At 71.6% G+C, this 26,450-nt stretch carries 29 protein-coding genes, 1 tRNA gene and 2 pseudogenes; 21 read left to right on the top strand and 11 right to left on the bottom strand.

Annotated elements, in window-relative coordinates; genetic code table 11:
• Positions 1-38: 38 nt before the first annotated feature.
• The 13 genes from J4N02_RS09995 (at position 39) to dprA (ending at position 10,737) form a co-directional block, all read left to right on the top strand.
• Positions 39-830, top strand: coding sequence for an N-formylglutamate amidohydrolase (locus tag J4N02_RS09995; protein ID WP_188332872.1), 792 nt, complete (start codon positions 39-41; stop codon positions 828-830).
• Complete coding sequence (locus J4N02_RS09990) at positions 827-1,984, top strand: flavohemoglobin expression-modulating QEGLA motif protein (protein WP_188332873.1); 1,158 nt, start codon at positions 827-829, stop codon at positions 1,982-1,984. Before J4N02_RS09995 ends, J4N02_RS09990 begins: the two co-directional genes overlap by 4 nt.
• Positions 1,981-3,024 (top strand): glutathione synthetase, encoded by a 1,044-nt coding sequence (locus J4N02_RS09985; RefSeq protein WP_188332874.1) that lies wholly within the window; start codon positions 1,981-1,983, stop codon positions 3,022-3,024. Before J4N02_RS09990 ends, J4N02_RS09985 begins: the two co-directional genes overlap by 4 nt.
• A gap of 134 nt (positions 3,025-3,158) precedes the next feature.
• Positions 3,159-3,509 carry a 50S ribosomal protein L19 gene (rplS, locus tag J4N02_RS09980; protein ID WP_188332875.1) on the top strand — a complete coding sequence of 117 codons (351 nt, stop codon included), beginning with the start codon at positions 3,159-3,161 and terminating at the stop codon, positions 3,507-3,509.
• Positions 3,510-3,529: 20 nt separating this feature from the next.
• Positions 3,530-4,285 (top strand): signal peptidase I, encoded by a 756-nt coding sequence (gene lepB, locus J4N02_RS09975; protein WP_182815888.1) that lies wholly within the window; start codon positions 3,530-3,532, stop codon positions 4,283-4,285.
• 1 nt (position 4,286) lies between these two features.
• Positions 4,287-4,925: a ribonuclease HII gene (locus J4N02_RS09970; protein ID WP_182815890.1), complete on the top strand. Its 639-nt coding sequence runs from the start codon at positions 4,287-4,289 to the stop codon at positions 4,923-4,925.
• Positions 4,922-5,233: a DUF2469 domain-containing protein gene (locus J4N02_RS09965; protein ID WP_182815893.1), complete on the top strand. Its 312-nt coding sequence runs from the start codon at positions 4,922-4,924 to the stop codon at positions 5,231-5,233. The genes J4N02_RS09970 and J4N02_RS09965 overlap by 4 nt, the downstream gene beginning before the upstream one ends.
• A gap of 19 nt (positions 5,234-5,252) precedes the next feature.
• Positions 5,253-6,053 (top strand): hypothetical protein, encoded by an 801-nt coding sequence (locus tag J4N02_RS09960; RefSeq protein WP_223202205.1) that lies wholly within the window; start codon positions 5,253-5,255, stop codon positions 6,051-6,053.
• On the top strand, positions 6,016-6,306 hold the full coding sequence (locus J4N02_RS16890) for a hypothetical protein (RefSeq protein ID WP_223202206.1): 291 nt from the start codon (positions 6,016-6,018) through the stop codon (positions 6,304-6,306). Before J4N02_RS09960 ends, J4N02_RS16890 begins: the two co-directional genes overlap by 38 nt.
• Positions 6,303-7,592, top strand: a complete 1,290-nt coding sequence (locus J4N02_RS09955; RefSeq protein ID WP_188332876.1) for a D-arabinono-1,4-lactone oxidase — start codon at positions 6,303-6,305, stop codon at positions 7,590-7,592. Before J4N02_RS16890 ends, J4N02_RS09955 begins: the two co-directional genes overlap by 4 nt.
• Positions 7,593-7,692: 100 nt before the next feature.
• Positions 7,693-8,055, top strand: coding sequence for a YraN family protein (locus J4N02_RS09950; protein ID WP_188332877.1), 363 nt, complete (start codon positions 7,693-7,695; stop codon positions 8,053-8,055).
• A gap of 35 nt (positions 8,056-8,090) precedes the next feature.
• Positions 8,091-9,590: a YifB family Mg chelatase-like AAA ATPase gene (locus J4N02_RS09945; protein WP_223202220.1), complete on the top strand. Its 1,500-nt coding sequence runs from the start codon at positions 8,091-8,093 to the stop codon at positions 9,588-9,590.
• Complete coding sequence (dprA, locus tag J4N02_RS09940; protein ID WP_188332879.1) at positions 9,583-10,737, top strand: DNA-processing protein DprA; 1,155 nt, start codon at positions 9,583-9,585, stop codon at positions 10,735-10,737. The genes J4N02_RS09945 and dprA overlap by 8 nt, the downstream gene beginning before the upstream one ends.
• Here the strand turns inward: dprA and J4N02_RS09935 are convergent.
• The 6 genes and pseudogenes from J4N02_RS09935 to ctaD all read right to left on the bottom strand — a co-directional run bounded on the left by J4N02_RS09935 (position 10,711) and on the right by ctaD (position 15,862).
• Positions 10,711-11,469, bottom strand: coding sequence for a sulfite exporter TauE/SafE family protein (locus J4N02_RS09935; protein WP_243760771.1), 759 nt, complete (start codon positions 11,467-11,469; stop codon positions 10,711-10,713). The two genes, dprA and J4N02_RS09935, sit on opposite strands and share 27 nt — an antisense overlap.
• Positions 11,457-11,768: pseudogene (locus J4N02_RS09930) on the bottom strand (amidohydrolase family protein); the annotation flags it as partial. The pseudogene J4N02_RS09930 and the gene J4N02_RS09935, both read right to left, overlap by 13 nt.
• Before the next feature lie 18 nt (positions 11,769-11,786).
• A pseudogene (locus tag J4N02_RS09925) lies at positions 11,787-12,642 on the bottom strand (IS5 family transposase).
• Positions 12,617-13,192, bottom strand: coding sequence for an amidohydrolase family protein (locus J4N02_RS17420; RefSeq protein WP_397421782.1), 576 nt, complete (start codon positions 13,190-13,192; stop codon positions 12,617-12,619). The pseudogene J4N02_RS09925 and the gene J4N02_RS17420 overlap by 26 nt, the downstream one beginning before the upstream one ends.
• 265 nt (positions 13,193-13,457) lie before the next feature.
• Complete coding sequence (locus J4N02_RS09915) at positions 13,458-14,153, bottom strand: Crp/Fnr family transcriptional regulator (protein ID WP_188334663.1); 696 nt, start codon at positions 14,151-14,153, stop codon at positions 13,458-13,460.
• Between the two features lie 44 nt (positions 14,154-14,197).
• A complete protein-coding gene (gene ctaD / locus J4N02_RS09910; protein WP_188334664.1) occupies positions 14,198-15,862 on the bottom strand; it encodes a cytochrome c oxidase subunit I in 1,665 nt (554 codons plus the stop codon).
• Between the two features lie 137 nt (positions 15,863-15,999).
• On the opposite strand from ctaD, the gene J4N02_RS09905 reads away from it, so the two are divergent.
• Together J4N02_RS09905 and J4N02_RS09900 are read left to right on the top strand one after the other, a co-directional pair.
• Positions 16,000-16,362, top strand: a complete 363-nt coding sequence (locus J4N02_RS09905) for a DUF488 domain-containing protein (RefSeq protein ID WP_188334665.1) — start codon at positions 16,000-16,002, stop codon at positions 16,360-16,362.
• Positions 16,363-16,393: 31 nt separating this feature from the next.
• Positions 16,394-16,675, top strand: a complete 282-nt coding sequence (locus tag J4N02_RS09900; RefSeq protein WP_188334666.1) for a hypothetical protein — start codon at positions 16,394-16,396, stop codon at positions 16,673-16,675.
• Positions 16,676-16,685: 10 nt separating this feature from the next.
• On the opposite strand, the gene J4N02_RS09895 is transcribed toward J4N02_RS09900, so the two are convergent.
• A complete protein-coding gene (locus J4N02_RS09895; RefSeq protein ID WP_188334667.1) occupies positions 16,686-17,120 on the bottom strand; it encodes a GNAT family N-acetyltransferase in 435 nt (144 codons plus the stop codon).
• A gap of 43 nt (positions 17,121-17,163) precedes the next feature.
• Between J4N02_RS09895 and J4N02_RS09890 the strand changes: the two genes are divergently transcribed.
• Positions 17,164-18,240, top strand: coding sequence for an NAD/NADP-dependent octopine/nopaline dehydrogenase family protein (locus tag J4N02_RS09890; RefSeq protein WP_188334668.1), 1,077 nt, complete (start codon positions 17,164-17,166; stop codon positions 18,238-18,240).
• Positions 18,241-18,261: 21 nt separating this feature from the next.
• Here J4N02_RS09890 and J4N02_RS09885 read toward each other — a convergent pair whose 3' ends face one another.
• Positions 18,262-18,579: a rhodanese-like domain-containing protein gene (locus J4N02_RS09885; protein ID WP_182815916.1), complete on the bottom strand. Its 318-nt coding sequence runs from the start codon at positions 18,577-18,579 to the stop codon at positions 18,262-18,264.
• Between the two features lie 84 nt (positions 18,580-18,663).
• Between J4N02_RS09885 and J4N02_RS09880 the strand changes: the two genes are divergently transcribed.
• The 5 genes from J4N02_RS09880 (at position 18,664) to J4N02_RS09860 (ending at position 23,089) form a co-directional block, all read left to right on the top strand.
• Entirely contained in the window at positions 18,664-20,016 is a 1,353-nt protein-coding gene (locus tag J4N02_RS09880) for a rhodanese-like domain-containing protein (RefSeq protein ID WP_188334669.1), read from the top strand.
• Positions 20,013-20,786: a sulfite exporter TauE/SafE family protein gene (locus tag J4N02_RS09875; protein WP_188334670.1), complete on the top strand. Its 774-nt coding sequence runs from the start codon at positions 20,013-20,015 to the stop codon at positions 20,784-20,786. The genes J4N02_RS09880 and J4N02_RS09875 overlap by 4 nt, the downstream gene beginning before the upstream one ends.
• 79 nt (positions 20,787-20,865) lie before the next feature.
• Positions 20,866-20,951 (top strand) — tRNA-Leu (locus tag J4N02_RS09870).
• A gap of 327 nt (positions 20,952-21,278) precedes the next feature.
• Positions 21,279-22,148, top strand: coding sequence for a hypothetical protein (locus tag J4N02_RS09865; RefSeq protein ID WP_182815922.1), 870 nt, complete (start codon positions 21,279-21,281; stop codon positions 22,146-22,148).
• Positions 22,149-22,657: 509 nt separating this feature from the next.
• Positions 22,658-23,089 carry a hypothetical protein gene (locus J4N02_RS09860; protein WP_188334671.1) on the top strand — a complete coding sequence of 144 codons (432 nt, stop codon included), beginning with the start codon at positions 22,658-22,660 and terminating at the stop codon, positions 23,087-23,089.
• Positions 23,090-23,156: 67 nt separating this feature from the next.
• On the opposite strand, the gene J4N02_RS09855 is transcribed toward J4N02_RS09860, so the two are convergent.
• From J4N02_RS09855 to J4N02_RS09845, 3 genes are all read right to left on the bottom strand, one after another.
• The gene (locus J4N02_RS09855) at positions 23,157-23,870 is read right to left on the bottom strand and encodes a hypothetical protein (protein ID WP_188334672.1); all 714 of its coding nucleotides are present in this window, start codon (positions 23,868-23,870) and stop codon (positions 23,157-23,159) included.
• Position 23,871: 1 nt separating this feature from the next.
• Positions 23,872-24,225, bottom strand: a complete 354-nt coding sequence (locus J4N02_RS09850; protein WP_188334673.1) for a PadR family transcriptional regulator — start codon at positions 24,223-24,225, stop codon at positions 23,872-23,874.
• A 748-nt stretch (positions 24,226-24,973) separates the two neighbouring features.
• The gene (locus tag J4N02_RS09845) at positions 24,974-26,347 is read right to left on the bottom strand and encodes an NAD(P)/FAD-dependent oxidoreductase (RefSeq protein ID WP_188334674.1); all 1,374 of its coding nucleotides are present in this window, start codon (positions 26,345-26,347) and stop codon (positions 24,974-24,976) included.
• Positions 26,348-26,450 lie beyond the last annotated feature (103 nt).

The following is a 26,450-nucleotide window of genomic DNA, read 5'->3' as shown; positions in this document are numbered from 1 at the left end:
CCTAGCCAGCGGCTTGTGCGGCTGGCTACGGTGGGAGAATGGGCCGCCCGTACAGCTACCACGGCGACTGGGACTCTCGCGTCGTGGCGACCGCCATCCACAACGGACACGACCTCAGGCCCGACGTGGCCGAGCAGATGGTGCTCCCCGAGACCGACCGGCTGCGTGAGGAGGACCCGCACACCGGGCGCCTCGCCGCCGCGCTCCCCAGCCACCTCGTCGTCCACCGCTCGCGCTTCGAGGTCGACCTGAACCGGCCGCGCGAGCAGGCCGTCTACCGGACGCCCGCGGACTGCTGGGACCTCGAGGTCTGGCGCGACACCGCGCTGCCCGACGACGTGGTGGACGGCTCGCTGGAGCTCTACGACGCGTTCCACGCCGACCTTGCCGAGCGCCTGGACGCCCTCGCCGCGCAGGGTCCGTTCGTGCTCTACGACGTCCACACCTACAACCACCGCCGCGACGGGGCCGAGGCGCCGGCGTCCGACCCCGAGGAGAACCCCGAGGTCAACGTGGGCACCGGCTCGCTGGATCGGGAGCGGTTCGGGCACGTGGTCGACGCCTTCTCCGAGGCACTCGCCGGCACGCCCGTAAGCTGGGGCAAGCTGGACGTCCGCGAGAACGTCCGCTTCCAGGGCGGCCACCTGAGCAAGTGGATCCACGCCCGCTACCCGGGCACCGGGTGCTGCCTGGCCCTGGAGTTCCGCAAGTCGTTCATGGACGAGTGGACCGCCGAGGTCGACGAGGGGCGCCTGGCCGAGCTCATCGCGGCGCTGGCCGGCACCGTGCCGGCGGTCGAGGCCGCGCTGGCGGAAGGGCCCACCGGATGACGGGGCTGGCGACCACCGACCTCGTCATCGACCACGCGGTCGCCCAGGTCGGCGGTGCGATCCAGTTCCTGCTCGACGTGACGCCGATCAACTCCGACGAGGTGCTGACCGCCTACGCGGAGGGGGACCGGATGCCGCGGTTCGCCTACCGCGACCTGCAGACCGACCCCGACGTCGCCCAGGGCATGCTCGACCTGATCGACCTCGACGCGGTGTCCGACCCCACGCTGGGGGCGCTGCTGCGCGCCAAGCATCGCGAGATGACCCTGCAGCTCGACCTGCTGCGGGCGCGGGACACCCCTGACTTCCTGCCGCTGTCGCTGGAGCTGTACGGGGGCGTGGCGCCCGCCCTGCGCGACATCGCCGAGCACCTGCTCGAGCACGTGCCCCGCGGCGCCGGCCGCGGCGAGCAGGTGGGCGCGGTGGAGTTCCACGCCCTCGCGTGCGCCGAGATCGAGCACTACAAGGAGCAGGACCCCGACATCGAGATGAACGCCGAGGTGCGCCACGACGTCGCCGGCGTCCTCGTGTCGGGGGACACGCTGCTGATCGCCGAGACCTCGGCAGTCCAGTCGGCGCGCACCAACGCGCTGCTGCAGCACGAGGTCGGCACCCACCTGGTCACCCAGGTCAACGGGTCCGCGCAGCCCATCCGGGTCCTGGGCACCGGGCTGGCCGGGTACGACGAGACCCAGGAGGGGCTCGCCGTCCTCGCCGAGGTGGCATGCGGGGGGCTCACGCCCTTCCGGCTGCGCCAGCTGGCCGCGCGGGTCCTGACCGTGCACCGGCTGGTGTCCGGGGCGTCCTTCTCGGAGTCGTTCGAGGCCCTGATGGAGCTCGGCTTCCCGCAGGGCAGCGCCTTCACCACGACCATGCGCGCCTACCGTTCCGGCGGCCTGACCAAGGACGCCATCTACCTGCGCGGCCTGGTGGACCTGCTCCACCACGTCCGCGACGGGGGAGAGCTCGACCTGCTGTTCCTGGGCAAGTTCTCCCTGCGGGACCTGCCGCTGATCGCCGACCTGCGCGACCGCGGCGTCCTCAACCCGCCCCGCCTGCGCCCCCGCTACCTCGACGACCCCGACGCGATGCCCCGCATGGTCCGGGCGTCCCAGTTGGAATCCCTCAGCGAATTGATCGGAGTCGCCGCATGAAGATCGGGTTCGTCGTCAACGACGTCGCCACCGAACTGCCCACCTACACCACCACCCGGCTCGCCCTGGCCGCCAGCCAGGCCGGCCACGAGGTCTCGCTCATGGGGCTGGGCGACTTCGCCTACGAACCCGACGGCTCGATGAGCGCGCGGGCGCGCCAGGCCTCGGGCAAGCGGTACCGCAGCCTGGAGCGCTACCTCGAGGACGTGCAGAAGCCCGAGGTCGTCAAGCAGCTCGACATCGGCGAGTTCGACGTCGTGATGCTCCGCAACGACCCGGCCGAGGACGCCAACGAGAAGCCCTGGGCGGCCACCGCGGCCATCGCCTTCGGCCAGCTGTTCGCCGAGGCCGGCGTGCTGGTGGTCAACGACCCGAGCTCCCTGGCCAACGCCCTGTCCAAGGCGTACTTCCAGCACTTCCCCAAGACCGTGCGGCCCCGCACCCTGATCTCCCGCGACGAGGCGCTCATCTCGTCCTTCATCGACGAACTGGGCGGCAAGGCCGTGCTCAAGCCCCTGCAGGGCTCCGGCGGCAGCGGCGTGTTCCTCGTGGACCGCAAGGAGTCGCCGAACCTCAGCCAGATCATCGAGGCGATCGCCCGCGACGGCTACGTGGTGGCGCAGGAGTACCTGAAGGAGGCCGAAGAGGGCGACATCCGCATGTTCGTCATGAACGGGGTGCCCCTGCAGGTGGACGGCGCGTACGCCGCCTTCCGCCGCCGCAACACCACCGGCGACATGCGCTCCAACATGAAGGTCGGCGGCAAGGCCGAGGCGGTCGACGTCACGCCCGAGATGCTGCACATGGTCGACCTGATCCGGCCCAAGCTCGTCGCCGACGGCATGTTCCTGGTCGGCCTCGACATCGTGGGGGACAAGCTCATGGAGGTGAACGTGTTCACCCCGGGCGGGCTCGGCAGCTGCCAGGCGCTCTACGACGTGGACTTCGCCCCCGCCGTCATCGCCGACCTCGAGCGCAAGCGCCGCATCGCCCAGCACTACGGATCAGAGCTCGACAACCTGAGGCTCGCCACCCTGTAGGCGATTTCGTGGGGGCAGGGCCCCTGTGGCAGACTTGGGCAGGTTGCGCACGTGCCCCTGCCACAGGGGGTTCGGCACGGCGCCCCTGACGAAGACATTCACGAGGTGACCTGTGGCACCGGCGAGGAAACACCATGAACAAGCTTGTTGCCGAGGTCGCGGCCTCCCAGCTCCGCGACGACGTCCCCGACTTCCGCCCGGGTGACTCCGTCAAGGTCCACGTGAAGGTCGTCGAGGGCAACCGCTCCCGTATCCAGGTGTTCGCCGGCGTCGTGATCGGCCGCAACGGCCAGGGCATCGGTGCCGCCTTCACCGTCCGCAAGGTCTCCTTCGGCACCGGTGTCGAGCGCACCTTCCCGCTGCACTCCCCGATCATCGACCGCATCGAGGTCGAGCGTCGCGGTGACGTGCGCCGCGGCAAGCTGTACTACCTCCGCGGCCTCCGCGGCAAGGCTGCCAAGATCAAGGAGAAGCGCGACAACTGATCGCGCGGGGGAGAGCCACGGTGGAGCGGGAAGAGCGGGGCGGAGGCCTCGGCGGCTTCCTGAAAGAGGTCACCATCGTGGTGGTCGGGGCGCTGATCGCGTCCACGTTGCTGCGGCTGCTCCTCCTCCAGGTGTTCTCCATCCCCTCGCGCTCCATGGAGTCGACGCTCGAGGTGGGTGACCGCGTCGCCGTGCAGAAGGTTCAACCCTTCCAGCGCGGCGACGTCGTCGTCTTCCGCGACGACCTGGAGTGGCTCGGCAACCCCGACATGTTCTCCCAGGAGCCCTGGCAGGACGTGCTGGTCTTCATCGGCCTGATGCCCGACCCGTCGGCCAACCACCTCGTCAAGCGGGTCGTCGGGGTCGAGGGCGACCACGTCGTCTGCTGCGACGCCGACGACCGGATCACGGTCAACGGCGCCCCGCTGGACGAGTCCGAGTACCTGTACCGGGCCCCCGACGGCACCCCCGACCAGCCCTCCAGCTTCCCCTTCGACGTCGTGGTGCCCGCGGGCCGCATCTTCGTGCTCGGTGACCACCGCAGCGCCTCGGCCGACTCCCGCTGCCACCTCGACACGACGATCCGGGGCGAGGAGTACGCCGGCGGGTTCCCCAGCGTCGAGTCGGTGATCGGCGCGGCCGCGTTCACCCTGTTCCCGTTCGACCGGTGGCGCACCTACGCCACCCCCGCCGCGTACGCCGGCATCGCCGCCGCGCCGGGGCCGGCCCCCGAGCATCCCGTCGTGACCGTGGGCGGCGACGGCACCAACTGCTGACATGGCGTTCGTCATCCGCCGCGACGCCGGGCTCTACGGCTACGAACGCGCCCTCGCCCGGGCCGGGTTCACGGCCGTCGCCGGAGCCGACGAGGCCGGGCGCGGGGCCTGCGCGGGCCCGCTGGTCGCCGCCGCCGTGGTCCTGCCGCCCCGCCCGCTGGAGGGGCTGAACGACTCCAAGAAGCTGACCGCCAAGGCTCGCGAGCGGCTCTACGACCTCATCACCGCCAAGGCGCTGGCCTGGGCCGCGGTGCGGATCGAACCCGCCGAGTGCGACACGCTCGGCATGCACGTGGCCAACCTCGAGGCGCTCCGGCGCGCCGTGGCCCGGCTCGAGGCGCGTCCCGACTTCGTGCTCACCGACGGCTTCCCGGTCGACGGGTTCGGCGTCCCCACCCTGGCGATGTGGAAGGGCGACGCGGTCGCGGCGAGCGTCTCCGCGGCGTCCATCATCGCCAAGGTGACGCGCGACCGCATCATGACCGCCTACGCGGCCGACCACCCCGGCTACGCCTTCGACGTGCACAAGGGCTACTGCACGCGTGAGCACCAGGCCGAACTCGACGAACTCGGCCCGTGCGCGATCCACCGGATGAAGTGGGACAACGTGGCCCGAACGGTTAGGCTGGGGCGAACATGAGCACCGAGGACCTTGAGCAGTACGAGTCCGAGCTGGAACTCCAGCTGTACCGCGAGTACAAGGACGTCGTCGGCATCTTCACCTACGCCGTCGAGACCGAGCGCCGGTTCTACCTGTGCAACGCGGTCGACCTCAAGGTGCGCACCGAGGGCGGCGACGTCTACTACGAGGTCTCCATGGGCGATGCCTGGGTGTGGGACATGTACCGCCCGGCCCGCTTCGTGAAGTCCGCCAAGGTGCTGACCTTCCGCGACGTCTCGATCGAGGAGATCGCGCACTCCGAGCTGCAGGTTCCCGACAACCTCTGACGGGGGCTAGGGTCGCGCGATGACGCGACTCGCCGACGCCACCGCCGCCCTCGGCGCCCCGCTGGCGGCGCTCGACGTGGCCGCGTTCGACGCCAATGCCGCCGACTTGGCGCGCCGCGCCGGCGGACTCCCCATCCGGGTCGCCTCCAAGTCGCTCCGCTGCCGGGACGCCCTCACCCGCGTCCTCGCCCTGCCGGGCTTCTCCGGCGTGATGGCCTACGCGCTGCCCGAGGCCCTGTGGCTGGTCGGGCACGGCCTCGCCGACGTGTTCGTCGCCTACCCGACCGTCGACCGCGACGCGCTGGCACGCCTCGCCGCCGACGAGGCCGCCCTGGCCGCGGTTTCCCTGGCCGTCGACTCGGTCGAGCACGTGGAGTTCCTCGCCGCCGCGCTGCCGGCCGGTAAGCCCCTGCGGGTCGCGATCGACGTCGACTGCTCGGTGCGGATCGGGCCCGCGCACCTCGGCGTGCGCCGCTCGCCGGTGCGCACGGCGTCCGACGCGGTGACCGTGGTCCGCGCGGCGCAGGCGGCGGGATTCACCGTCGTCGGCGCGATGTTCTACGACGCCCAGGTGGCCGGCCTGCCGGACGCCTCGGCCGCGGTCCGCTGGCTGAAGCGACGCACCCTGTCCGAGCTGCCCGACCGGCGCGCGGCGGTTGTCGCCGCGCTGCGGTCGGTCGCCGAGCTGGCCTTCGTCAACGGCGGCGGCACCGGGTCGCTGGAGACCTTCGGCGGCGACGGCTCGGTCACGGCCGGTGGTGCGGCGCCCCGCGCGCGGGGTGGTGACGCTCTTCTCGGGCGGGTACGTCGCCTCGGGTGAGCCGGGCTGGTCGCGCGTGCCGCGGCCGGTGGACGCCGCCCTGCGCCTGCTGCGCACCGAGGGGACGGGTGAGGTGCAGACACCGGTGCGCGGGGCGTCTGCGGATGGCCTGCGGCTGGGGGACCGGGTGTGGTTCCGGGGCGCCAAGGCCGGCGAACTGCTGGAGCGGTTCGACGCGGTGCACGTGGTGGAGCGGGACGCGGTGGTCGCCGCCTGGCCGACCTACCGGGGCGAGGGGAGGAACTTCGGATGACGTGGCGCAACTGGTCCGGGACGGTGACGTCCACACCGACGCAGGTGGCCGTCCCGGTCGACGCGGCGGCGGCCGCCGAGGTGCTGGTCCGTGCGGGTGCGGCGGGACGCACGGTGCGCCCGCTCGGCTCGGGGCACTCGTTCAGCGCGATCGGCCAGCCCACCGACATCGCGGTCAGCCTGGCCGGGCTCGCCGGCGTGCGCAGCCACCATGCCCCCTCCGGGAAGGTGTGGGTGGGCGCCGGGACGCGGCTGCGTGACCTCAACCGGGCGCTGGACGCCCTCGGCGTGGCCCTGCCCAACCTGGGCGACATCGACGCGCAGACAATCGCCGGGGCCATCGCCACGGGCACCCACGGCACCGGCCTGGGCCTGTACGGCATCGCGGCCGCGGTGGTCGGCGTCGAGATTGCCACGGCGTCCGGGGAGGTGCTGCGCTGCGTCCCCGGCGACGGTACCTTCGAGGCCGCCCGCATCAACCTCGGCGCGCTCGGGATCGTGACCGCGCTCGAGCTGCAGACCGTGCCCGCCTTCCGGCTGCGCGCGGTGGAGGGTCCGATGCCGCTGGAGGACGTGCTGGCCGACCCGCGGGCGTTCGCGGCGAGCGCCGACCACGCGGAGTTCTTCTGGTTCCCGCACACCACGGTCGCCTCGACCCGCCGCAACCACCGGGAGGGCGCGGAGACCGCGCCCCCGCTGCCCGGGTGGCGGGCGGTCCTCGACGACGAGGTGCTCACCAACGGCGTGTTCGCGCTGGTCAACGAACTGGGCTCGGTCGCGCCGCGGCTGGTCCCCACCCTCAATCGGGTGAGCGCCGCGGCGATGGGCTCGCGCACCTACGCCGACCGCTCCCACCGGGTGTTCTGCAGCCCGCGCCGGGTGCGGTTCGTCGAGTCGGAGTACGCGGTCCCGCTGGGGTCGGTGGGGGACGTCCTGCGCGAACTGCGGGCGTGGTACGGCCGGACGAGGGCGCCCATCCAGTTCCCCGTCGAGGTGCGGTTCGTGGCCGCCGACGATGTGTGGCTCTCGGGGGCGTACGGCCGCGAGACGGCCTACGTGGCCGTGCACCAGTACGCGGGCTCCGACGTCGGGGACTCGTTCGCGGTCTTCGAGCGGATCGTGGCCGAGCACGGCGGGCGGCCCCACTGGGGCAAGCAGCACACGCTGGACGCCGCGGCCCTGCGCGCGGTCCACCCCCGCTTCGACGACTTCCTGGCCGTCCGCGACCGGCTCGACCCCGGCCGGGTGCTCGCCGGCCCGCACCTGGAGCGCATCCTCGGGGCCTGACGGCGTCGTCCACAGGCGGTTTCCGGCCGTGGCGCCGGTTGTCCACAGCGCCGGGAACCGGGTGCACGGATCCGGCCGGACCTGCCCATACCTCAGGGGCATGGATCCACGACGAGAGACCGGTGAGCGCGGGGAGGACCTCGCGGCCAACTACCTGACGCGGCGGGGCTGGGAGGTGCTCGAGCGCAACTGGCGCACGGCCGCCGGTGAACTCGACCTCGTGTGCCGTGACCCCGACGGGGTCGTGGTGGCGTGCGAGGTGAAGGCCCGGCGCGGGCGCGGCTGGGGATCCCCGCTCGAGGCCATCACCCACGACAAGGCCGTGCGGTTGCGGCGGCTGGCGGCCGCGTGGGCGCGCAGCCAAGCGGTGCCGGTCCCGTCGCTGAGGGTCGACGCCCTCGGCGTGCTCTGGCACCCCGACGGCACCGCGTCGGTGCAGCACGTGCGGGGGATCGAGCCGTGAGGCTCGGGAAGGCCCGCTCGGTGGGGCTGGTCGGGTTGCAGGCGAGCCTGGTCGATGTGGAGGTCTCGGTCGGGGGCGGCCTGCCCCGCACCGTGATCGTCGGGCTTCCCGACGCCGCCCTGAGCGAGGCGCGCTCGCGGTGCCGGGCGGCCATCAGCAGCAGCGGCTTCGAGTGGCCCCAGCACCTCGTCACGATCAACCTGTCCCCGGCGTCGCTGCCCAAGTCGGGCACCCACTTCGACCTCGGCATCGTCGGGGGGATCCTCGCCGCCCACGGCAGCGTGGCGCAGGGGCGCCTCGACGACGCGGTGCTCATGGGCGAGGTGGGCCTCGACGGCAGCGTCCGCAGCACCCGCGGCGTCCTGCCGGCGGTGCTGGAGGCGGCGCGCGCGGGCATCGGCCACGTGGTCGTACCCATGGAGCAGGTCCGGGAGGCCCGCCTGGTGGAGGGCATCACCGTGCACGGCGTCGGCACGGTGCGGGAACTGGCGGCCGTGCTGCGCGGCGAGCAGGTCCCTGAACGGCTGCCCGACGTGGTCCCCATCGGGACGGTCCGGCGCGAACCCGACCTGGCCGACGTCGCGGGTCAGGACGAGGCCCGCTGGGCCGTCGAGATCGCCGCCGCGGGCGCCCACCACCTGTCCCTGTCCGGGCCGCCCGGGGTGGGCAAGACCCTGCTGGCCGAGCGGTTGCCCGGGATCCTGCCCGACCTCTCGTCGGGCGAGGCGCTCGAGGTCGCGGCCATCCGGTCGCTGTCGGGGCTGTACGTCGACGGGGTGTTGCCCCGGCGTCCGCCGTACTCGGCCCCGCACCACTCGGCCTCGGTCGCGGCGCTCGTCGGCGGGGGTTCGTCGATCGCGCGGCCGGGGGCGATCTCGCTGGCCCATCGCGGCGTCCTCTTCCTGGACGAGGTGCCCGAGTTCAGCCCGACCGTGCTCGAGGCGCTGCGCATCCCGCTCGAGAAGGGCTACGTCGAACTGGCCCGGTCGCGTGCGGCCACGCGGTACCCGGCCCGGTTCCAGCTGGTCGTGGCCGCCAACCCCTGCCCCTGCGGGTACCACGGCCTGGCGGGGCGGATGTGCACCTGCCCGCCGAACGCTGTGCGGCGCTACCGCGACCGGTTGTCCGGACCGATCCTGGACCGGATCGACATGCAACTGACCCTGCGGCCGATGAACCAGTCCTACCTGCGCAAGGCCATGCGCCGCGCGTCCGAACCGAGCGCGGCCGTGGCCGCCCGGGTCGCCGAGGCCCGTGCCCGCCAGCTGCACCGGCTGGCGGGGCTGGGCTACCTGACGAACGCCGAAGTGCCGGGGCCGGTGCTGCGCCACGAGCTGCCGAGCCCGCAGGGGATCGACCTCGTCGACACGGCCGTGACCCGCGGCCTGCTGAGTGCGCGGGGCGTCGACAAGGTGGTGCGGATCGCGTGGACCCTGGCCGACCTGGCCGGTGCCGCGGTGCCGCGCACCCAAGACATCCGGGCGGCGCTGGCGATGCGTCGCGGGGAGGACGTGGCGGAGGTGCGGTGTGGCTGACCGGGCTGAGCGGGCAGCGCGGATGGCGCTGGCCTGCGTGGTGGAGGCGGGGGACCTGCGCATCCGCGAGCGGTTGCGCGCCGAGGGTGCCGAGGCGGTGTGGGCGTCGGTGCGGGCCTCCACGACTGACGACCCATGGTCCCGCCGGGCGGCGCTGGTGGACCTGGCCTCGGTGGAGTCGCTGGCCCGGCGGCACGGGTTGCGCTTCGTGGTGCCGTCCGATCCCGAGTGGCCGTCCGCCCTGGCCGACCTCGACGGCAGCGAGCCGGTCCAGCAGTGGGGTGGTGCACCCTTGGGGCTGTGGGTGAAGGGCAGCGCATCGTTGGCTGAGCTGGCCGCCGACGCCGTCGCGGTGGTCGGGTGCCGCGCCTCGACGGCGTACGGCGAGCGGGTGGCGACCGAACTCGCGGCGGGGCTGGCCGAGGGCGGTACCACGGTCGTGTCGGGCGGGGCGTTCGGCATCGACGCGGCAGCCCACCGGGGTGCGCTCGCCGCCGACGGGCCGACGCTCGCGGTGATGGCGGGCGGGCTGGACCGCTTCTACCCGAGTGCCAACACGTCGCTGCTCGAGGGCGTGGCCGAGCACGGCCTGGTCATCGCCGAGTCCCCACCGGGGACGCCGCCCTCCCGCCGGCGCTTCCTGACCCGCAACCGCATCATCGCCGCGCTCGGCCGGGGGCTGGTCGTGGTCGAGGCCACTGCCCGCAGCGGTGCGCGCAACACCGCCAACTGGGCCACCACCTGCTTCCGGCCGGTCATGGCCGTGCCCGGGCCGGTGAGCAGCTCGACGTCGTACACCCCGCACTGGCTGATCCGCGAGGGGCAGGCCACGCTCGTGACCGGGCTCGCCGACGTCCGCGAGATCATCGCCCCGATGGGGGAGGCGTTCGTCCTCCGCGAGAGCCAGCCGCGCCTGCTCGACCTGCTGGACGAGGAGCAGGCGGCCGTCTACGAGGCCCTCCCCAGCCGGGGGAGCCGTGACACGGGCGAGGTGGCGCTGGATTCCGGACTGTCGCTCCCGGCGACCCTCGCCGCCCTCGAGGAGCTCCGCGCACGGGGTCTGGTGGCCTCGTCGCCCGACGGGGGCTGGCGGCTGGGCGTGGTCCAGGACCGCCCGCTGTCAGCGCAGGAGGAGGGAGGCGGCTGAGATGGCGGAGGCGGCCATGGTGACGACCTCGAACTGGCGTTGCGACACCCTGCCGATCACCCACGTCCCCAGCCACGCCCCGAGCAGCACGGCGGGGACCAGGGCGAGGTCCAGCACGAGGCCTTCGACGGTGAACAGGCCCAGGGACGCCGCGAGCGGCACCTTGGACAGGTTGACCAGGGCGAAGAACCACGCGTTCGTGCCGATGAAGCGGGCCTTGTCGATGCGGGCGGCCAGGAAGTACAGGGCCATCACCGGGCCGGCCGCGTTGGCGGTCATCGTCGTGAACCCCGCGGCCGTGCCGGTCACCCCGGCGCGGACCCAGTGGGGGTCGGTGTTCTCGGGTTCTTCGGCGCGACGGCGCAGGCGCTGCCAGAGTTGGAGCGCCACCATCGCCAGCAGGAGCGCGCCGATGGTGCGGCGCATCACGACGTCGTCGACGACGTTCATGAACAGCGCCCCGAGCAACAGGCCGGGGACGACGCCGGGCACGAGCTTCCACAGCAACCGCCACGAGACCTTCCGGTAGCGGGTGATCGCGATCATGTCGCCGACGATGAGCAGCAGAAGGACGGTCGCCGTCGACTCCTTCGCGGGCATGGCGAGGGCGAAGACCGCGACCGAGATGGCGGCGATGCCACCGAAGGAGGTCTTGGAGAACCCGATCACGACCGCGGACGCCGCCAGGGCGAGCAGCATGGGCCAGCCGTGGATGCTGATCAGGTCGGGCACCGCTCGACCCTACCTCCCGTACAGCAGCGAACCGCGACCGGCAGGCGGGCGGCGCGCACGCGCTCGACCATCGCGGGGGTGAACAGGGTTGCGTGTTCGATCCGGACCGAGGGGAGGTCCCCCAGCCAGCCCTCCTGGTCGGCGAACTCGTCCAGCACGGCGTCGATCGCGGCATCACCCATCGCGTGCACGGCCAGTTGGACGCCGTTGGCCCGGGCCCACCCGCCGGCCGCCCTCAGGTCCTCGGGCGACGTCGTGCGGATGCCGTGGTCGCAGGTCCCGGGGTACGGGTCGTGGGTCCAGGCCGTGGCGTTCGACTAGGGCGTGTCGCGTAACTGGTCTCGTAGGCAGATGATGGTGCTGGCCAGGACGAGGCCGGCGCGGTAGTTGCGAGCGAGTTTGTCGTAGCGGGTGGCGATGGCGCGGAACTCCTTGATCCGGTTGAAGAAGCGTTCCACCACGTTCCTGCCCTTGTAGATGGTGGGATCGAAGGCAGGTGGGCGACCGCCGCGGCTGCCCTTGGCCTTGCGACGGGCGATCTGGTCGGAGCGTTCGGGGATGGTCACCTTGATCCTTCGCCGCCGGAGCTCGGTTCGGGTCGAGGGATGGGAGTAGGCCTTGTCCGCGACCACCCGGACAACCCGGTGAGGGGCAAGATCGATCACATCCAACAGGCGGGGGTTCTCACCGGCCTGACCCGGGGTGACCACCAGCGAGCACAGGTGACCGGAGGCGTCGACCAGGGCGTGGGACTTCGTCGTCCACCCGCCACGGGAGTGCCCCAAGGCGTGATCAGCTGGTTCGGCCCGAGGATTCTTGTAGTTCGGTGGATCCCCCTTTTCGGGCGCCGGCAGCGTGCTTGTGGGCCCGCACGATCGTGCCGTCCACCACCGCGACCAGACCTTCTGCCTCCGGTGAACCGGCGATGGCGGTGAGGATCTTGTCCCAGGTACCGTCCTGGGCCCACGCGTTGAAGCGGCGCCACAAGCTCGACCACGATCCGAACTCGGCCGGCACGTCCCGCCACGGCGACCCCGTCCGCAACCGCCAACAGATGCCCTCCACCGTCCGCCGGTGGTCATTCCACGGACGGCCGCCCTTCGCGCCCCCACGCGGCATCAACGGCTCAATCCGCGCCCACATCTCGTCACTGAACTGAGGACTCCTGGTCACAAAGACAACCCTGACCCCCACCACCCAAATCAGTTACGCGACACGCCCTAGGCGCCGTCCAGGAGCACCTTGACCCCCGCGACGAACACCTCCCCGGCACGGTCGTCGTCGGTGAGCACCCAACCGGCGTCCTTGATGTCCTCCCAGACCGGGTAGAGCCCCAGCCTCGGCAGCCAAGTGCGCTCCCGGGCGGCACGGAACGACTCCAGCGGGCGGGTGGTGAACGTCGCGGCGAGGTCCGCGATGCCGACCAGCGCGTGATCCCGGCGTGGTGGAGCGCGGCGGTGTTCACCACGGCGGTGTGGGCGTCGCACCGCCGTGCCAGGACCGGACGGGTCGTGCTGACCCGGTCGAGGTCGTGGCGGTCGGGGCCGCGGCCCTCGGGGAAGCGCGCGTCGTCGTAACCGTGGCCCTCGACCCAGTCCTCGGGGTCCGCGGGTTCGGGGTGGGCGCGCAGGGCCTCGACCAGCTCGGCGATCGAGGAGACCGCGGGCGGGAGGAGGGGGACCGCGTCCATGAGCGAGGCCAGGAGCGCGGGGTGGGTGTGCACGTCCAAGAGGCCGGGCAGGACCGTGGCCCCGCCCAGGTCGACCACCTCCTCGCCGGGTGCGGGCGCCGGGGCGTCGCTCCGGTCGCCGACCCACGTGAAGACGCCGTCCTCGACGCGGAAGGCGGACGCGAACGACGCGCCCTGCCCCGTGAAGACATTCGCGTCGACGACCAGCCTGCGCCCATTGTCGGGGCGGCGGCCCTCTCGACGAGCGGTATTCCCGCGAATCGTGGGGCGCCGCGTCCGTGCGCGCGTTGGCGGAGGGTCAGCGGTTGGCGAGGGCGTCCAGCGCGTCGGGGTCGCGCAGGGTGACCACGTCGCGCTCGACCGCCACGATCCCGTCCCGCTCGAGCCGGGCGAGGGCGCGGCTGAACGACTCGGGTGTGGTGGCCAGCCACGACGCGATGTCCTTCTTGGCCAGCGGTAGGCGCACCCGGTACGTCCCGTCCGAGCCCTCGGCCGGCAGTCCGAGCAGGTAGCCGGCCACGCGGGCGGGGACGTCGAGGGCGGACAGGGCGAGGCGGCGTTCGGCGTCCGCGAGTCGCTCCGACAGCGTCCGCATCATGCCCACGCTGATGCCGGGGTAGGTGGCCAGCAGCTTGGCCAGCACGGCGTGGTCGAACACGCACAGGCGGCTGTCCTCGACGGCCTCGACGTGGTGGTCGGGGCGCTGCCCGGTCAGGAAGGCGTGCTCGTCGACGGCCTCGCCCGGCCCGGCCACCCGGACGATCTGGGTGCGCCCGCTCGGCGCGGTGTGCACTAGCTTCACCGACCCGGTGTGCACGACGAACAGCTGGCCGACCGGCTCGCCCGCCCGGTGCAGCAGCTCCCCGGCGGCGAGGGCGACCGGCCGGGCGAACGAGCCCACGGCGTCCTGCTGGTCGGGTGACAGCCGCGCAAAGATCGGCACCCGACGCACGCAGGTGTCGTGGGGCTGGTCCAGGACGGGCAACGCGCGCATGCCTCCAGCGTTCCACACCCCGGACGCCGGGGTCCGACCCGGTGTCAATCGCCCGAGGTGATCTCGGGGTGGTGCAGGTCGAAGGCCGGCGACTCGGAGCGGATGCGCGGCAGGCTTGTGAAGTTGTGCCGCGGCGGCGGGCACGACGTGGCCCACTCCAGGGAGCGGCCCCAGCCCCACGGGTCGTCGACCGTGACGCGCTCGCCGCGGGTCAGGGTGATGTACACGTTCCAACCGAACGGCAGCATCGAGACCCCCAGCAGGAAGGCGCCCACGGTCGAGATCTGGTTCAGCAGCGTGAAGCCCTCCTCGGGCAGGTAGTCGGCGATGCGGCGCTGCATGCCCTCGACGCCCAGCCAGTGCTGCACGAGGAAGGTGGTGTGGAAGCCGATGAACAGCAGCCAGAAGTGCACCTTGCCCCACCGCTCGTCGAGCATGCGCCCGGTGAACTTGGGCCACCAGAAGTAGTAGCCCGAGAACATCGCGAACACGACGGTACCGAACACCACGTAGTGGAAGTGGGCGACGACGAAGTACGTGTCGGTGACGTGCCAGTCCAGCGACGGGTTCGCCAGGATCACGCCAGTCATGCCGCCGAAGAGGAACGTCGTCATGAACCCGACCGCCCACAGCATCGGTGTGTCCAGGCGGACGGAGCCGTTCCACATGGTGCCGATCCAGTTGAAGAACTTCACCCCCGTGGGGATCGCGATCAGCATGGTCATGAAGGAGAAGAACGGCAGGTTGACCGCGCCGGTGGCGAACATGTGGTGGGCCCAGACCCCCATGGAGAGCAGCCCGATGGCGAGCGTCGCGCCGACGAGCCCGGCGTATCCGAACACGGGCTTGCGGCTGAACACGGGAATGACCTCGGTCACGATCCCGAAGAAGGGCAACGCGATGATGTAGACCTCGGGGTGGCCGAAGAACCAGAACAGGTGCTGCCACAGGATGGCCCCGCCGGTGGCGGCGTCGAGCACGTGCGTGCCGAGGATGCGGTCCGATGCCAGGACCAGCAGGCCGGCGGCCAGCACGGGGAACGTGATGAGCACCATCAACGAGGTGATGAGGATGTTCCAGGTGAACATCGGCATCCGGAACATCGTCTGGCCCGGGGCGCGCAGGCAGATGATCGTGGTGACGAAGTTCACCGCGCCGAGGATCGTCCCCAGCCCCATGACGTAGAGGCCGAGCACCCAGAGGTTGCCGCCGACGCCGGGGGAGTGGACGGCGTCAGACAGCGGCACGTAGGCGAACCACCCGAAGGACGCCGCGCCGTCGGGGGTGAGGAACCCGGCACAGGCCATCAGCGAGCCGCCGAGGTAGAGCCAGTAGGCGAAGGCGTTGAGGCGGGGGAAGGCCATGTCGGGCGCCCCCAGCTGGAGGGGCAGCAGCCAGTTCGCGAAGCCCGCGAACAGGGGGGTGGCGAACATCAGCAGCATGATCGTGCCGTGCATGGTGAAGACCTGGTTGTACCGCTCGTAGTGCAGGTACTGCAGGCCCGGGAAGGCGAGCTCGGCCCGCACGAGGAGGGCGAGGATGCCGCCGAAGATGAAGAACGCCATCGTGGTGACGAAGTAGAGGGTGCCGAGCACCTTGTGGTCCGTGGTGGCCAGGAACGAGATCAGCCGGGTGCCGCGCACCCATCGGTGGGCGGCCGGCAGGGTCAGGCTGCGGGTGGCGACGTGCGGGGTCTCGACGGTGGACATGGGTTGCGCCTCCTCGGGTCCCGCGCCCGCTGGCAAGGGGAGACGGGGCCCTGCTCGGATCCCCCATTAGATACAGATGCATCTGTAAAAAACAAGGGGGACGGGTTACCCTGTAGGGGTTGGAGGGGGAGGTGGCCATGGCCGGGACGCGGTGGGGGTTGCGGCGTGCCTACGACGCGCCGGCCGATGCCGACGGCGTCCGGGTGCTGGTCGACCGGTTGTGGCCGCGGGGCCTGGCCAAGGCGGACGCCCGCATCGACCGTCACGCCGTCGACGTCGCGCCCAGCACCGAGCTGAGGCAGTGGTATGGGCACGACCCGGCGCGCTTCGACGAGTTCGCGGGGCGCTACCGCGCCGAGCTGGACGCCTCGGGTGCGGCCCGGGCGCTCGCCCACGACCTCGCGGACGAACCCGTGGTGACCCTGCTGGTCGGGGCCCGGGACGTCGAGCACAGCCAAGGGCCGGTGCTGCTGGAGCGCCTGCGCCAGCAGGCCGGGTAGCCTGCCCGCCACCAGCCCGGGAAGGGGAGGCATGTCCGTCGGTTTCGAGGTCGAGGAGTTCCGCGACCACCACTACCTGGTCCGCGGCGAAGTGGACGGCGACGCCGTCGAGACGCGCTTCCTGGCCGACCCGGCCGCGCTGGACGCCCTCGGCGTGGGCTCGTCCCCTGCCGCAGACGTGGTGCGGGCGACCGTCGCGTTCCTGCTGCAGCGCCAGCGGCTCGACGAGCTGCCCCCGCAGGTCGACCTCGAGGACGTCGCCGCGGCCTACCCCGACTTCGAGGACGCGCTGCGGGCGGCCCTCGACGCCTGACCCGGGCGGGTCACAGCGGCTTGCGGTAGTTCAGCTGCTTCTTCGTGGTCACGAACCCCAGCCGCTCGTAGAAGGCGTGCGCGCCGGCGCGGGCCTCGCCCGAGACCAGTCGGAGGCCGCTGGCCCCACGCTCGCGCGCCCACCCCTCGACGTGCTCCATCAGGGCGCGCCCGGCGCCGCGGCCCTGCGCGTCGGCCAGCACGGCGATGCCCATGACGTTGACGAGCAGGTCGAGGTACAGCAGGCGGTGCTCCTCGGCGTGCACGTACCCGACGACGTCGCCGTCGACCTCGGCGACCATGACCAGGTCGCGGGGGCTGGTGAGGGCGTCGGCCAGTGCCGCCACCACCGCGTCGAGGGGGTGGTCGTAGCCGAGGTCGTCGCGGTTGAGCCGCTGGATCGCCGCGGCGTCGGCCGGGGTGGCCGGGCGGGTCGTCACCGTCATGCGTTCATTCTCGCGCAACCCGCGATGCGGCTAGCGTGGATGCATGCGCGTGGCGATCCTGGGTTCGGGCAACGGTGGTACGGCGGCGGCCTTCGAGTGGGCACAGGCCGGGCACGAGGTCTCCCTGTGGGACTTCGAGGAGTTCGGCGAGAACATCGCCGCGATCGCGGCGTCCGGGCACATCGAGGGGCGGGTGAAGTTCGAGGGCACGGCGCCGGTCCGGTATGCGGGCCACGACCTCGCCCGGGCGGTCGACGGCGCCGACCTCGTGCTGGTCGTCGGGCCCGCCTACGCGCACGAGGCGCTGGGGGAGGCGCTGCGCGGGCACCTGTCGACCGAGGCCGCCTACTGCATGCTCCCCAGCGGCTGCAACGGGGCCGTCGTGCTGAAGAAGGCCCTCGGCCTGGACCTGCTCGACGACACCTACGTCATCGGCGAGACCGGCACCCTGCCCTACGGCTGCCGCCTGGTCGAGCCCGGAGTCGTGCGCGTCACGACCCGGGTGCTGGACGGCCTGTTCGTCGCGGCCCTGCCGAGCACGCGCACCGACGAGCTGCTGGCCAAGCTGCAGGTCGTGTGGCCCCAGGCCGAGGCGGCCGCGAACGTACTGCAGACCACGCTGCAGAACGGCAACCCCGTCCTGCACCCCGCGATCATGCTGCTGAACGCGGCGCGCATCGAGAACACCGGCGGCGACTTCCTGTTCTACACCGAGGGCGTCACGCCGGCCACGGCGCGCCTGATGCAGGCAATCGACGACGAGCGGATCGCGCTGGGGGAGGCGATCGGCGTGCGCATCGTCCCCGACCCCGAGCTGGGCGTGCGGCAGGGCTACCTGTCGGAGGCCACGTGGCTGAAGGGGTACAACCAGGGCATCGGGTTCGCCAAGAGCCAGGCGCCGAAGACCCTTGACTTCCGCTACCTCACCGAGGACGTGCCCCACGGGCTGGTGTTCATCTCCGAGCTAGCGCGGCAGTTCGGCGTGCCCACCCCGGCGGTGGACGCGGTGATCCAGCTGGCGTCCATCGTCCTCGACACCGACTTCCGCGCCCAGGGGCGACGCCTGCCCGCCGACCCCGGCTTCGCCGACCTCACGCCCGACCAGGTGCGCGCCCTGTAGGACGCCGGGTCGGGTGGTGGCTCAGGGCTCCTGGCCCGTGGTCACCGGCAGGCCGCGGTTGATCCAGCCCATCGTGCCGTCGTCGACCGAGATCGCCCGGATGCCCTGGGCGGTCATCAGGTCGGCCATCGCCTGGCTGCGGTTCCCCGAGCGGCAGATGACGTAGACGTCGCGGTCGCGCGGGATGTCGGCCAGGTGCAGCGCGATGCGGCTCATGGGGGCGAAGGTCGCGCCGGGGACGTGCCCCTCGACGTATTCGTTCGCTTCCCGCACGTCCACGACGACGGCGCCGTCGGCGTGCAGCGGGATGAAGTCCTCCAGGGGGATGCGCTCGGCCATCGTCCACCTTTCTTGTCTGCGGCTCCACTGTGCGGCAGAATAATACCCCTAGGGGTATCTGAGAAACAGCAGAGGAGCTGGACCATGATCGAGATCGTCCCGATCGACACGCCGAGCCTGGGGGACCGCAGCTACGTGGCCCACGACGGGCAGGTCGCGCTGGTGGTCGACCCGCAGCGCGACATCGACCGCGTGCTGGCCGTGACCGAGGCGGCCGGCGTCCGGGTCACGCACGTGTTCGAGACCCACATCCACAACGACTACGTCACCGGCGGCCTCGCCCTCGCGCAGGCGACCGGCGCCGCCTACCACATGAACGCCGACGACCCGGTGGCCTTCGACCGGGTGCCGGTGCGCGACGGCGACGAGGTCGCCGTCGGCGACCGCATGCGGGTGCGCGTGATCGCGACGCCCGGCCACACCTTCACCCACCTGTCCTACGCGCTGAGCGACGGCGACGAGGCGGTCGGTGTCTTCACCGGCGGTTCGCTGCTGTTCGGCACCACCGGGCGCCCCGACCTGCTCGGCCCCGACCACACCCACGACCTGGCGCACCACCAGTACGCCTCGGCGCACCGGCTCGCCGGTGAGCTCCCGGACGCCGCGCGCGTGCTCCCCACCCACGGGTTCGGCAGCTTCTGCTCGGCGACGCAGGCGTCCGCCGACCGTTCGACGATCGGCCTGGAGAAGGTCGAGAACCCGGTGCTGACCCGCGGCGAGGAGGAGTGGGTCGCCGACCTGCTCGAGGGCCTGGACGTCTGGCCGGCCTACTACGCCCACATGGGGCCGGCGAACTCCGCCGGGCCGGGTGCCCCGGACCTGTCCTCGCCCGAACCCGCCGACGCCGCGACCCTGCGCCGCCGCATCGAGGCGGGGGAGTGGGTCGTCGACCTGCGCAACCGCGTCGCCTTCGCGGCCGGCCATGTGCCGGGCACCTTCAACGCCGGGCTCGACGGCCAGTTCGCGACCTACCTGGGCTGGCTGATCCCGTGGGGCACCCCGCTGACCCTGCTGGGCAACACCGCCGACGAGGTGGCCGAGGCCCAGCGCGAGCTCGTGCGCATCGGCATCGACCGCCTCGAGGGTGCCGCCACCGGCACGCCGCAGGAGTGGACCGACGGCGCACTGGCCAGCTACCCCCGCGCCACGTTCGCCGACCTGCGCGACGTCCGCCACCACCGCGAGGTCGTCATCCTCGACACCCGCCGCCGCCTGGAGTGGGAGGAGTCGCACATCGACGGCGCCGTCCACATCCCGCTGCACGACCTGCTCAAGCGCGAGGCCGACTGGCCCGCCGGCGAGCTGTGGGTGCACTGCGCCGGCGGCTACCGCGCCTCGATCGCCTCGTCGATGCTGGCCGCGGCAGGGCGTACGGTGGTGCACGTGGACGACCAGTTCTCCAACGCGCAGGGCGCCGGTCTGCCCGTCGTGTCGTGACCCTCGTCGGCGCGGTCGTCGTCGGGCTGCTGATCGGCGTCGTCCTCGGCACGCTCGGCGGCGGCGGGGCCATCCTCACGATCCCCGTGCTGACCTACGCGTTCGGCATGGGCATCGCCGAGAGCACCACGGCGTCCCTCGTCATCGTCGGGGTCTCGTCGCTGGTGGCGGTGGCGGTGCACGCGCGTGCCGGCCGCGTCGACTGGGTGCGGGGCCTCGTCTTCGCCCTCTTCGGGATGGCTGGGGCGGTCCTCGGGTCGGTCCTGGCCCGCGGGCTCGACCCCGACTGGCTGATGGCGGCGTTCGCGGTGCTGCTGGCCGTCGTGGCGTCGCTGATGCTGCGCAAGGGCCGCCCGAGGTCGGACGCCGCGGGCCCGGCCTCGCTGACCCCCCGCACGGTGGTGCTGACCGGCCTCACCGGCCTCGGCGTGGGCGTGCTGACCGGCTTCTTCGGGGTGGGCGGCGGGTTCGCCATCGTGCCCGCCCTGGTGCTGGTGCTGGGCCTGCCCATGCCCGTCGCCGTCGCCACCTCCCTGCTGGTGATCTCCCTCAACAGCGCGTCGGCGCTGGCGACCAAACTGGCGCTGGGGGCGTCCCTCGACTGGCTCTTCGTGGGCGCCTTCACGGCGGCCACGATGGTCGGATCGATCTTCGGCGCCCGCCTGTCGGGCCGTCTGGACGCCGCGGTGCTCAAGCGCGCCTTCGCCTGGCTGCTGGTGGCCGTGTCCGCCTACATGCTCGTGACGAGCGCGATCACGCTGTTCGGGTGAGCGACAGCACTCGTTTTGGTGCGTTCGACCTCGTCGCGCTATAGTTCTCTGGCTGTCGGGGAAACCCGGCCGACACCTTGCGCGGGTGGCGGAATTGGCAGACGCGCTAGCTTGAGGTGCTAGTACCCGTTCTAGGGTGTGGAGGTTCAAGTCCTCTCTCGCGCACAGATGGACCCCCGATCGGTGATCGGGGGTCCTTTGCGTTGCCGGGGGCCGACCAGCGGAGAATCGTTTCAATTGCCCCTTGCCCCGCCCTGAAGCTCTGGGGCAGGATGCTGGGGAAGCGTTTGCCAAGGTTGCCCGTTCGCTCGTCCAAGAATTGACGGCAGACCGTGCGATCCCCCCGGATGAGCTGCAGGACGTGCTGGCCCAGGTCGTCGTCGGGGGAGAGCCGGAGCGTTCGATCCATGCAACCCAGCCTAGAGGGGCACGTCGTCTTGATCGTCGAACGCCAGTTGCCCGTGGCCGCGACGATGCTGGTTACGATGACCTATGCCCCACCCCACGCAGCAGATGGTCGGCGACATCGTCGCGATGACCGACCCCGTGGTTCGGAACGTGGCCATCACCACCTGCTACCGCGACCTCGCGCTTGCCGTGGCCGACGTCGTCGGGCGGCGGGACGTCAACTGGCTCGCGTTCGGCGCATGGGCGAGCGGTACCGCAGGCCGAGCGATCCGGGGCGAAGGCCTCCCGATCGACTGGGGCACATCAAGAGCCGTGGCCGAGGGGAACCGCACGATCATCGCCGACGTCGCGCCCCGGTTCGTCCGCTGGCTCGACGAGGTGGTGCGCGCCGGCGGGCCGAGCAGGACTGCGCTTGAGGTCGCGCTCGGGGACGCGATGTTCGAGACGACCCCCGAGTTGGCCGACGCCCTCGTGGCCTACCAGACCGCCGTCGAGCTGAGGGATCTCGCGGGGGATGCACCCGCCGACGAGGAGGTCGATCAGGCCCTCGCGGAGCTCATGCTGCTGGGTAATGTGAAGGTCGCGGCGCACGAGCAGCACATCGCCGACGACCTCATCGACGACGCCATGCCGCTCGGCGGACTGTTCGGCCGCATCACCACCCGCTTCGTCGAGGTCATCACGCCCGACGGGCCGCTAGACGTGTGCCGCGACGTGCCGCTGCCGAGCTACCTCGGTGGGCTCAGGTACCCGAGCGTCCTGTCGCACCTGACGAGGGACGATCTCTGCGAGCTGGCCGAGCGCTTCGATCACGCGCCCGACGGAGACGTCATCGGAAGCCGCGTCACCACGTGGGAGTGCTACGACGAGCGGATGGGCTACATCTTCTGCTTCTTCCGCGCCTTCGCCCGCGACTCTCGGTACTTCGACGTGCCGGGGCAGTTCCTGCGCTGAGGTCGATAAGACGTCGTCCTGTGGATAACGGTGAATCGTAGGGTCCAGCGCCGAGAGTGACGGGTGTGCGGAATTTTCACCCTGAACATTCGTCCCTCCAGCCGACATGCACGCCTGGCACATCAAAACTTCAGGATGAGTCTCGGCCATGACCTCCGGAGTACTGAAGATCTCAGACCTACGCCGCGGCGGCTGGGACGACAAGGCGATCAGGGCGGCCCTCGACGCCGGCACCCTGGTCCGGATAACCAGGGGCTGGGTCGCCCACCCCACAGCGGAGTCCGCTGTGGTGAGGGCCGTCAGCAAGGGCGGACGGCTTGGCTGCCTCTCGGGGTGTGCCCAGTACGGCCTGTGGACACGGCCTCCCGGTGAACCGCACGTCATTGTGGACAGGGGCGCCAAGCGATCCCATCCGAACTGGCACCCCCACTACGGCCCCCTCCCTGCTGAGGCGGTTTTTCCGCTGGCAGACTGTCTGGCTCAGCCACCACAGCGCCGAGGACGCGCTGATGGTGCTTGAGTCTGCGGTGAATCTGGGCCTGATCAGCCTGACGGATGCCCGCGTTCTCATCGCGGGCACGTCGGGCCGCAAGCAGCACGCACTCCGGTTCTTCGACCCGAGCGCCGAATCCGGGTCCGAGACGAGGCTGCGGCTCTGGCTCCAGCAGCATCAGGTCCAGGTCAAGCCTCAGATCGACATCCCTGGCGTGGGCCGCGTGGACTTTCTCGTCGGCAAGTCGCTCCTCCTCGAATGCGACAGCCGTACGCACCACCAGTACCGGGACGAGGACTATCGGCGCGACATGGCCGCCCGCGCCCTGGGCCATACGCCCGTTCGGCTCAGCTACCGGCAACTGTTCGACGACTGGACGGACACTCAGGAGTATCTTCTGCGCCTGCTCCGGACTCGCCGGCACCATCGCCCGCCACGGCCATACTGACTCACCCTGAGAAAACGTGCCTCGCCTGCGCAATCTGCCCTGGCACATCATTTCCTCAGGGCGAACGTCAGCTGGCCAGGCGGAAGAGGGCGTCGATCCCCAGGATCAGGACCGTCAGGATGGGGAACGTCAGCGCCGCGAGCCACTGGGTGCGACGGGGCGGAGCCTCGGTGGAGCGGGGGTCGGCCACGGGGTCGGGGGTTGAGAGGTCGCGCCAGGTGGAGGTCACGCTGGCCACGAGCAGGCCGACGCCGATCACCAACGCGACCAGCCAGCTGAACTCGGCCACGACGTCGGTGAGGAACAGCATCGCGAGCACGAGCACCGCCATCAGCGCGACGCCCAACAGGCCCGCCACGGAGTACTTCACCTTCGCGAGCCAGGGCAGCACCCGGCGGGGGAGTGCCATGACGACGCTGGTCAGGCCGAGGACGACGGCGAGGGCCACGACGTCGCCGATGGTGACGGTGAACGGCGTCCGGGTCACCCAGTCGTCGACGGCGCGGGGCACGATGAGGAGCCCAAGCAGGCCCATGAGCACGCCGACGAGGAACGACGCCCCGAACCCTGATCCGGCGGCGGGCTCGGGCACGAGGGTCGTGGCGTAGGTCGTCGGGTCGCCGAAGGCCTCCTCGGCGGACTCACCGGATTCGGCGCAGTGGGCGTCGACGGTCGCGAGGGCGTCTCCGATCTGCTCGCCCGAGGCGTCCTGCGTCCGCATGGCGATGATGAAGTCCTCGCGCCAGTCCTTGCTGATGTGGGGCGTGGAGATGTCGGGCATGTCAGGCCTTCCTGGGATCGATGAGGGGGTCGGTGAGCAGACGGGTGGTGTCGGTGAACTGGGCCCAGCGGGCGGCGACCGCCGAGGCCTCGCTGCGGCCGGCGTCGGTGAGGGCGTAGTACTTGCGTCCGGGGCCACCGTCGCCGGGGCGCCACTCGACCTCGACCCACCCGGCTTCCTCGAAGCGCCCGAGGAGGGGGTAGAGCGTGCCGCCCTTGACGGTCCCGAGCCCGGCGGCGGCGAGGCGCGTGGCGATCTCGTAGCCGTACGTGGGTCCGTCCGACAGGATGCGAAGAACGCAAGCCCCCAGCACGCCGCGCAGCCACTCGCTGGGCCAGGCGATGTCAGTGTCCATATCTAGATCGAATGTCTGAATAGTAAGGCTGTCAATCTACTTCGTGGGCGCGTGAGTAGGCGGTGCCCCTGCTCGCGCACGCAGAACGCGCGCCCGTCGCGATGATGAGCGCGTCAGCTCCGGCCAGCCCCTCGGGGGTGAGCTGGCGAGCATCCGCACCTCGACTCCCTCCTTGGCGAGCGTCTTGCCCATGGCGATCGCGGCCTCGCGCATCTCTGCCTTGCGGGGAGCCATGCCCGCGAGCAGGAACTGACCGCCCAGCTCGTGTGTCTTCGCCGCTGCTCGTCTCTTGCGGCGGCTTCTCGGGTCGACGGTGCAGGGGGTGGTGCGATGTGCAGGTCGTTACCCTTCGACAAGCTCAGGGGACAGGGCGACAACCTCAGGGATCGAGGGATACCGCTCGTCCGTCGCGGCGGCTACTCGGGGGGACGTTCGACACGCTCACGGAGCGGGGGGACCATGACCGTTCGCCCGGTCCTGTAGTCGTAACGGACCGAGGGGCCGCTCCGCCGCACGAGGCCGTCGAGCATCAGCAACAACGCCGATGGAACCTACTCGGTCGGCCCCTACCGGGTGCACGTGTCCACCCGCGGCAACGATCAGGTGAGAGAGGTGACCATCCTCGACTGACATGGTCCACTTCTTGGCCCCGGGCGCGCATGCGTGCCCGGGGCCAAGCAGGCCGGCGCGGCATCAGGGCCGCCGTGCGGGGGCGCCGAGAGTCCGGCCGCCCCCCGCGGGTGGCTGGTCAGGCGTCGCGTCGCGGCTGCTCGCCGCGGACGTTGGTCTCGCCACGCAGGAGGCGTCCGGTGACTCGTTGGCCGAGGTGCTCCAGCGCGAGGCGTCCGACGAGTTGTTGGTTGGTGATCACGCGTTCGGTGCGACCCGTGCCGAGGAAGCTGATCGCCCAGTGCAGCAGCGTGGTGATGCGGGACTTGAACCCGGCGATGTAGAGCAGGTGCAGGAAGAGCCAGGCCGCCCAGGCGACGATCCCGGTGAGCTCGAGGCGTCCGATCTTCACGACGGCGGCGAACTTGGAGATGGTCGCCATCGACCCCTTGTCGGTGTACCGGAACGGGGCGGGGTCGGGCTCGCGGCCCGCGGCCCTGGCGGCGATGCGCCGGGCGACGAACCGTGCGCCCTGGATCGCTCCCTGGGCGACGCCCGGGACGTCGGGGACGGCGGCGAGGTCGCCGATGACGGTGACCTCGGGGTGCCCGGGGACCGCGAGGTGTTCGTCGACGACCACACGCCCGGCGCGGTCGAGGGGGACGCCGGTCCGGGCGGCCAGCAGGGCGCCGAGCTCGCTGCCCCGGACGCCCGCGGCCCAGACCTTGGCCGCCGACGGCACGCGCGTCGTCTGCCCGTCAGCCGTACGCCAGGTGACGGAGTCGGAATCCACCTCGGTCACGATCGCGTTCAGCACGACCTCGACGCCGGACCGCTCCAGCGACCGCTGGGTGCTGCGCCCGAGGCGGGGACCGAACGGGGGCAGGACCTGGTCGGCGCCATCGATCAGGATGATGCGCGCGGCGGCCGGGTCGATGCGCCGGAACTGCCCCCGCAGCGTGACGCGGGAGAGCTCGGCGATCTGGCCGGCCATCTCCACGCCGGTCGGTCCGGCGCCGACGACCACGAAGGTGAGCAGCTTCTGCCGCTCCTCGGGGGAGTCCGCGATCTCGGCGTTCTCGAACGCGGAGAAGATGCGGGCGCGCAGTTCGAGGGCGTCGTCGATGGTCTTCATGCCGGGCGCGTAGGTGGCGAAGTGGTCGTTGCCGAAGTAGCTCTGGCCCGCCCCCGCGGCCACGACCAGGTGGTCGTAGGGCGTGGTGGTCTCGGTGTCGTGGTGCCGGTGGGTGACCGTGCGCGCTTCGGTGTCGATGTCGGTCACCAGGCCGGTGACGACGGTGGTGTTGCGGTGGCCGCGCAGGATCTCGCGGGTGGCCGGGGCGATGGAGCCCTCGGAGAGGATCCCCGTCGCGACCTGGTAGAGCAACGGTTGGAAGAGGTGGTGGCTGGTCTTCGAGATCAGCGTCACGGCCACATCCGCGTCCCGGAGTGCCTTGGCCGTGAACAAGCCCCCGAAGCCGGACCCGATGACGACGACGCGCTGCTTGGGCATGTCAACCCCTTCCCTCGTGAGGTCGCCAGCGTACGTCAGCCGACGGGTCCCACCTTCGCGGTGACGTGGCGCAGCACCTGGGGCACGCCGGCGTCCGCGTCTG

The sequence above is a fragment of the Propioniciclava sp. MC1595 genome (genome assembly GCF_017569205.1).
In the GTDB taxonomy this organism is placed as follows: domain Bacteria; phylum Actinomycetota; class Actinomycetes; order Propionibacteriales; family Propionibacteriaceae; genus Propioniciclava.
Note: the sequence above shows the minus strand (reverse complement) of the source record. Positions and strands in the feature narration are given on the sequence as shown.